We start from the raw sequence: 5980 nt of genomic DNA, 5'->3' as shown, positions 1-5980 counted from the left end.
TGCTCACTATTGCCGTTGATTCGGCTCGCGATGCTCTCCCTACCCTGTGTGCGGAGCCAATCACTGAACTTGCGTTGGGCCGAAGCAGTATTACGAATTATTTTTCTTCTCTGTTCGGAAGCTGGGTCGAGTTTTCTCAGCTCTTCCTTAGCCAGGCTCTCGATCAGGCTGGCGTCATCGTCATAAGCACGAAGTCGTTGTTGGGGCTGTTGTTGGGGCTCGAGACCCAGGTATTGTCGAAAGAGATCGAGTGGGGCGAACCGCTTTGTGGCTTTGTAGAACGCCGAATAATCTGCTCTCAATGACGACTGCTGCTCAGCATTGCCGTCGATACGGTCCTTGATGCTCGGCCTGCCCTCTCTTCGAAGCCAATCACTAAAAAAGCGTAGCCTGGACGCCTCCGTCGAAGCTTCGGCTTTCTCCTTGCGAGTCGCGTCGGATCCAAGCTTGGATAGAGCGTCCGTCAGAAAGTCATCGATGATGTAGACGTCCTCCGGATGAGCCGCCAATGTTTCGCGCCCCATCAGGCGGGGCCCGGCCCCGGCAGCTTGGAGCCCTTCACCAGCCCCGGTCCTGCGGAGATGAGACAATGCCGTACTGAGGCGATCACGATGATCGCCGCCAGCTTCGACGTACTGGTCGATGTCGTCGGCGAGCGACGTTGGATCGTTGAACGCCCGAGCCAGGGGATCCTTGTTCTGCGCTCGGAGCCAACGGGCAAACGCGTTGAGCGCCGTCATATTCTTCTTGATCGTACCAGGGGGGACCGTTCCAGTCCCGCGGCCTCTGGTACCATCGGGAGCAACTCTGTAGCTTTTGACGTTTTCCACGAACTGGCGGATCATCCGCTTGTCCTGGGGGTGCATCTCGCCCTGGGGGGGCATCGGTTGCGCTCGCGTACCCACCCAGGCTGGGGCGGATATGGGATTTCCAGCCTGGAAATTCTGGAGTGCATCCAAGGCTGGCCCCACATGGTTCCTGCTATTGGCGCTCGCCACCTTATTAAATTCATCTTTATAGGCTGTCAGCAGCTCAGTATTGCCAAGCAGGTCGTTCAGAGTGACGCCTTTGGGTTGGAGGAATTCGCTGAACATTCGAAGAGCCCTCACATAGTTATCGATAGTCTTCGCGTTACGGTTCGCGCTGCCCAATGCCGTCTTGAACTCTTCAATCAGCCGCTCGTCCTGCGGGTGCAACGGTTGCGCTCGCCTACCCCCCAGGCTGCGGCGGATATGTCCAGCCTGGAAATTCTGGAGTGCGTCCAAGGCTGACCCCACACGGTCCCTGTTATTGGCGCTCGCCACCTTCCTAAATTCATCTTTATAGGCTGTCAGCAGCTCAGCATTGCCAAGCAGGTCGTTCAGAGCGACGCCTTTGGGTTGGAGGAATTCGCTGAACATTCGAAGAGCCCTCACATAATTCTCGATCGTCTTCGCGTTACGGTTCGCGCTGAATGCCGTCTTGAACTCTTCAATCAGCTCCAGGTCTGCCTCGGACGGACGACTGCGCTTTGCAAAGTCGATGCGAAGCTCCGAGGAGACGACATCAAACGCTGGGCCGCCGGACCACTTCTCACGGTGGCTTCCTCCAAAGACTTTGCTTAATCCTGATTTGACCCGAGAGAACAGTCCACGGGGCTTGTTGTCCTTCGTCCGCGCCGTAGGTTGTTCCTCCGAGGGCGCTGCGTAACGCATGCTGCTGAATGGCCGCTCCCGCAAGTCAGACCGGTAATTATTTGCAGCCGAGCCAAGATGAGCGTGCGGAACATCGACGCTGTGACGCGCGCTGCTGAAGGAATTGTTCCGCAGATTGGACCTTGGCGGCATTCGCATCGAACCACCAACATCCGTACGCTGGATGTTTTCATGCGACCGTGCGGCTGGAGTGTCGGGGGAACTACCCCCCGAACTCTCCTCAGGAGAGCGGAGTTGCAGCTCGCCCAATTGCTGCTCGAAGCCAGCTTGATCCGCAGGGTCGACGTCGGCCTCTTGCCCCGCACGTTGCAGCTCCTGCTGCTCGGCGTGCCAGCGCATCCAATAGTTCGGATCGTTATAGATCGGTTCCACACCACTCTCCTACTAGATGAGACGACTCTTCAAAGCCGCCTGGCAGCGACACCGGCGCGAAAAGCTAGACGTCAAGATCGCCAATTGAACAACAAGGGACCGTTATCGCGCGCGCTCCGAGCTCGTGCATTGCCGCAGAAGAGCGCCCCGGATTCCTGGGCAACAGCTGAGCTATCGCCAAACCTTAAACCAACGAAACCAAATACTCGCACGGTCCAAAAGCCATGGTGCCGCCTCCCCCTTCCAGGCAAGAAGGGCATGCGGCCACACCGCGATCGAAACTGGGCCGCCCCATTGCTGTTGGAAGGCGTCCGGGGTTTGAGAAGTTCCCTTGCAAACTCTCTTCGTCTTCAGTTCAATGTCCCCACATTAGTTACAACCAGCCGGCCGTGCCTGCACAATCAATACTCCAACGCACCTGCGCTCTTAGGACATTGAAGCCTCTCCTTCCGATCATGAAGCTTCACCGCATGTATGATTCGGACTGTACAACCTGACGCTACGTAGACTTCAACCCCGATCGCAGAGCCGGCTCCGGAAATGAGCTATCGCCAAATTTTGGTGACGGACGGGCCGGTCATGCGGCGGCGCCCCGGGTGCACACATCGAGATCGGCGCCGCCGTCGCGAGATTCCCAATCTAAAGCTCTTCACTGCACAGTCATGGATAAAGAAGGAATGGCTTCCGCTCAGAAGGACAGATCGGCCTGCGAGGGGACGGGGAGCGACGGCGCTGCTCTTTCCGCGTCGCGTTCTGCAGATGGCCATTGCGGCGAGGCTGGTTGACCTGGGTATGCGTCCCAAACCTGCTTGCAGCGCTGCCTGGCAACTTTTTCCGATCGGTGCAATCCTCTCAAGGCGCCGGGCTACGAGCGAGGGCCAGGCGAACTCTATGGCGGCGGCGCGTGGACGGCCCTTTGTGCCTACCGCGACGGCACCGCCGCAGTCGTGCGTGTCGATCGGAAGAAGACACTTTTCGAGCAGATATTTTTTTCCGACCGGAACGGCCAGCATGGCTGGTTCGGGGACAAAGGGAGGCGCGACGGTTCTCTTGCTGGACTTCATCGTCAAAGGAGTCGCACAGCAGTTGGCCAAGCTGGCGGAGCGGGGGAGGTTTGAACATGCAGCGCAACGCGATGAAACCATCGATCTCAGATCTGCCAATTCTGGCAACTCCGCAGCGAGTGGCTGATGTGCTCGGCCTGACGAAGGCTCAGGTTCGCGGGCTGATCGCTTGCGGAAAGATCGCGCATATCAAGGTCGGTTCGCGGCTGGTCGTTCCGCGAGACGCTATCGAAATTTTATTATTGAAAACACGGTGCAACCATGCCGCGACGAAACCAGGGACCGCGCCTTCGCTTCCTCAAAAAAGGGAATGTTTCTATATCGTCTGGTCTGATGCCGGACGCAGCCGCGAGCGTTCAACGGGTACTGCGGATCGCAAGCTCGCTGAAGCCGCGCTAGCAGACTTCCTCCACGTCCGAACGCGCGACAGCGGCCCGCCGCGCATCCGCACGCTTGGATACGATGCCCTCGTAGTTCAGCCTCGCGGCGGCCTCGAATAATTCATAGCCGTCACCTTCGAGATGGTCGCTGTACAGAACGGGAGGGTCGAGCATGTCTATCAGCTCTTTGAGAACCCCCTTGCGCTCGAGCTGCGGTTTGCTCCGAAGGTCCTCTCCGTTGTGAAAGAGGATATCGAAGGCGTAGAACAGCATCCGTTCCTGCCGACCTTTGGCCAGGTCCGCCTGCAGCTCGGAGAAATTGGTGCGGCCCTCATGCACGACGACAACCTCCCCGGCGAAGATGGTCTGACTTTTCAGCCTGAAGGCGCTGGCAATAGCCGAGAACCGTTTGGTCCAGTCGTGGCCGTTGCGCGTCAAGATTTTTGCCGCCCCCCGATCGACGTGGATTTGAACCCGGTAGCCGTCATATTTGATTTCGTGGATCCAGCCCTCGCCCGCGGGCGAACGTGGGGTTTTTCCCAATAGAAGAAAACAAGAACTATAGAGTCAAGCGGATAGGTCGGATAAACGGAACAAAAAAGCTTTCCCCTTGCTCGGTGCTCACAACCCATGGATACGGGATGGGCAAGAAACAACGTGCGATTCGCCCCTTTAGTTTGGAAACCGAGTAATGGCAAAGCCGACGAAGCCGACCGGGACTTCCCGGATCAAGTTCATTATGTTCGACGCCGAGATTGCGGACGACCAGATTCAGTCGGTCACGCAGGCGATCACTAACGCCTTGCGTGGCCCGGCAGGTGCGCCCGTGGTGAGGAGGCTTCCGGCCTCCACTCCAGCAAACGGCCACTCCGAGCCTGCCGAAGTTGAGGTGCTGGACGAGGTTGAGGATGAACTCGATACTGTCGATGTGACGCCGACTGCGCCGCGCCAGAAGACGGTGCGCAAGGTCAAGGCTCCCGACATAGTCGAGATCGAAATGCACGCGCCGGTCTCATTAGCGGACTTCGCCAAGGGCAAGGACGACGGCAGCCAGCATAAGAAGTTCATGATCGCCGCCGCTTGGCTTGCCGAACACCGCAGCACGCCCATCGTCACTGATGGACATATCTACACCTGCTTCCGGTCAATCGGTTGGTCCACCGCCATCAACGACTTCGGTCAGCCGTTGCGCGAGCTGAAGGGGCGCAAATTCTTCACGACACCGGAACGCGGTCACTACGAAATCAATCACATCGGGCTCGACTACGTGAATAAGAAGCTTGTCAATGGCGCTGAGTGAATTCGTGGACCAGGTGGTGGGCTTTGACAAGCTGCCACCAAGGGAAAAGATCAAGCTGATCGGTTGGTACCTTCACACGCATGAGGGGAAGGAGCACTTCCACTCCGACCACATTCGCGCGTGTTACAAGACGCTTCATCTCGTAACCAAAGAGAACATAGGCCAGTCTCTGATGCGAATGGCCAGCTACAACACGCCAGACTTGGTTCGCGAGAAGCAGGGCTTCAAGCTGACGCGTCCAGTGCGAAATCAGTTTGATGCAAAGTACGGCGTTCATCAAAGCGTGGTTGCTGTAGATAAAATCCTAACCGACCTGCCGGCGAAAGTACCCTCCGTTGAAGAGCGAGCTTTCCTTCAGGAGGCCCTGACCTGCTACCGCTCGAAGGCGTTCCGGGCGTGCATCGTCATGACCTGGAATCTCGCTTACGCTCACTTGCTGGACTGGATTCTGAAGGACCAGGCACGGCTGGATGCTTTCAATGCTGCCATCTCAAAGCGGTACCAAAAGATGACGCAGCTCAAAATCAGCAAATACGATGAGTTCATGGACGAGCTAAAGGAGTCGCAGGTCATCGAGATTTGCAACAGCGCCAACCTTATCAATTCCAATATCTTCAAAATATTGAAGGACAAGCTGGACCGACGAAACATCGTTGCACATCCATCAGCCGTGGTTGTGGTTCAGCATCAAGCCGACGATACGGTGAGCGAGCTGGTCAACAACGTGGTGTTGGCGCTGACCTAATCGAACCTTATCAAAGCCCCTACCGAGTCGGCATTGAACGTAACGAGATTTGACGACGCAGCCTGGATGCTAATCCACGGAATAGAAGACGGCTGGCTACACCGCACCGGCCTTCTCCTCGCGCCTGTCGCTGTGAAAGCACGCACCGAAGCAGAATTTTCAACCAACGATAAGCCAAATGCGAATCGCGCAAACATGAACTCAGTTAAGCGGCCAGACTTTGTAGCGTGTCGGAAATAGATTGAATTCCTTCAGAATGCCCGAGTAAGCATCAGCAAAGCCACCCTTCCGACTGCCGTAAAGGTGCGAGACTGTGTACAGGTAGAGTCTCCCTCCGGTGAGGGCCGTCTTGCCGGGTTGGGAGGAGTGCTGTGTAACAGCCCTTATGGACAGCAATAAGTTCAGTGCACAGATTGAACGGTTCG

The 5980-nt window shown here is 56.9% G+C and carries 4 protein-coding genes and 1 pseudogene; 2 read left to right on the top strand and 3 right to left on the bottom strand.

The features are described 5' to 3' along the window. Both IVA79_RS17945 and IVA79_RS17940 read right to left on the bottom strand, forming a co-directional pair. A pseudogene (locus tag IVA79_RS17945) lies at positions 1 to 2066 on the bottom strand (hypothetical protein); the annotation flags it as partial. Between the two features lie 1459 nt (positions 2067 to 3525). Next, positions 3526 to 4053, bottom strand: a complete 528-nt coding sequence (locus IVA79_RS17940; protein ID WP_247554973.1) for an RNA ligase family protein — start codon at positions 4051 to 4053, stop codon at positions 3526 to 3528. A gap of 148 nt (positions 4054 to 4201) precedes the next feature. On the opposite strand from IVA79_RS17940, the gene IVA79_RS17935 reads away from it, so the two are divergent. Together IVA79_RS17935 and IVA79_RS17930 are read left to right on the top strand one after the other, a co-directional pair. Further along, positions 4202 to 4810 carry a hypothetical protein gene (locus IVA79_RS17935; RefSeq protein ID WP_247554971.1) on the top strand — a complete coding sequence of 203 codons (609 nt, stop codon included), beginning with the start codon at positions 4202 to 4204 and terminating at the stop codon, positions 4808 to 4810. Next, the gene (locus IVA79_RS17930; protein ID WP_247554968.1) at positions 4797 to 5555 is read left to right on the top strand and encodes a hypothetical protein; all 759 of its coding nucleotides are present in this window, start codon (positions 4797 to 4799) and stop codon (positions 5553 to 5555) included. Before IVA79_RS17935 ends, IVA79_RS17930 begins: the two co-directional genes overlap by 14 nt. Before the next feature lie 201 nt (positions 5556 to 5756). On the opposite strand, the gene IVA79_RS17925 is transcribed toward IVA79_RS17930, so the two are convergent. Beyond that, positions 5757 to 5980 (bottom strand): hypothetical protein (locus IVA79_RS17925; protein ID WP_247554967.1); only part of this gene is annotated, 224 nt, incomplete at its 5' end.

It is taken from the genome of Bradyrhizobium sp. 138, assembly GCF_023074075.1.
Lineage (GTDB): Bacteria > Pseudomonadota > Alphaproteobacteria > Rhizobiales > Xanthobacteraceae > Bradyrhizobium.
Note: the sequence above shows the minus strand (reverse complement) of the source record. Positions and strands in the feature narration are given on the sequence as shown.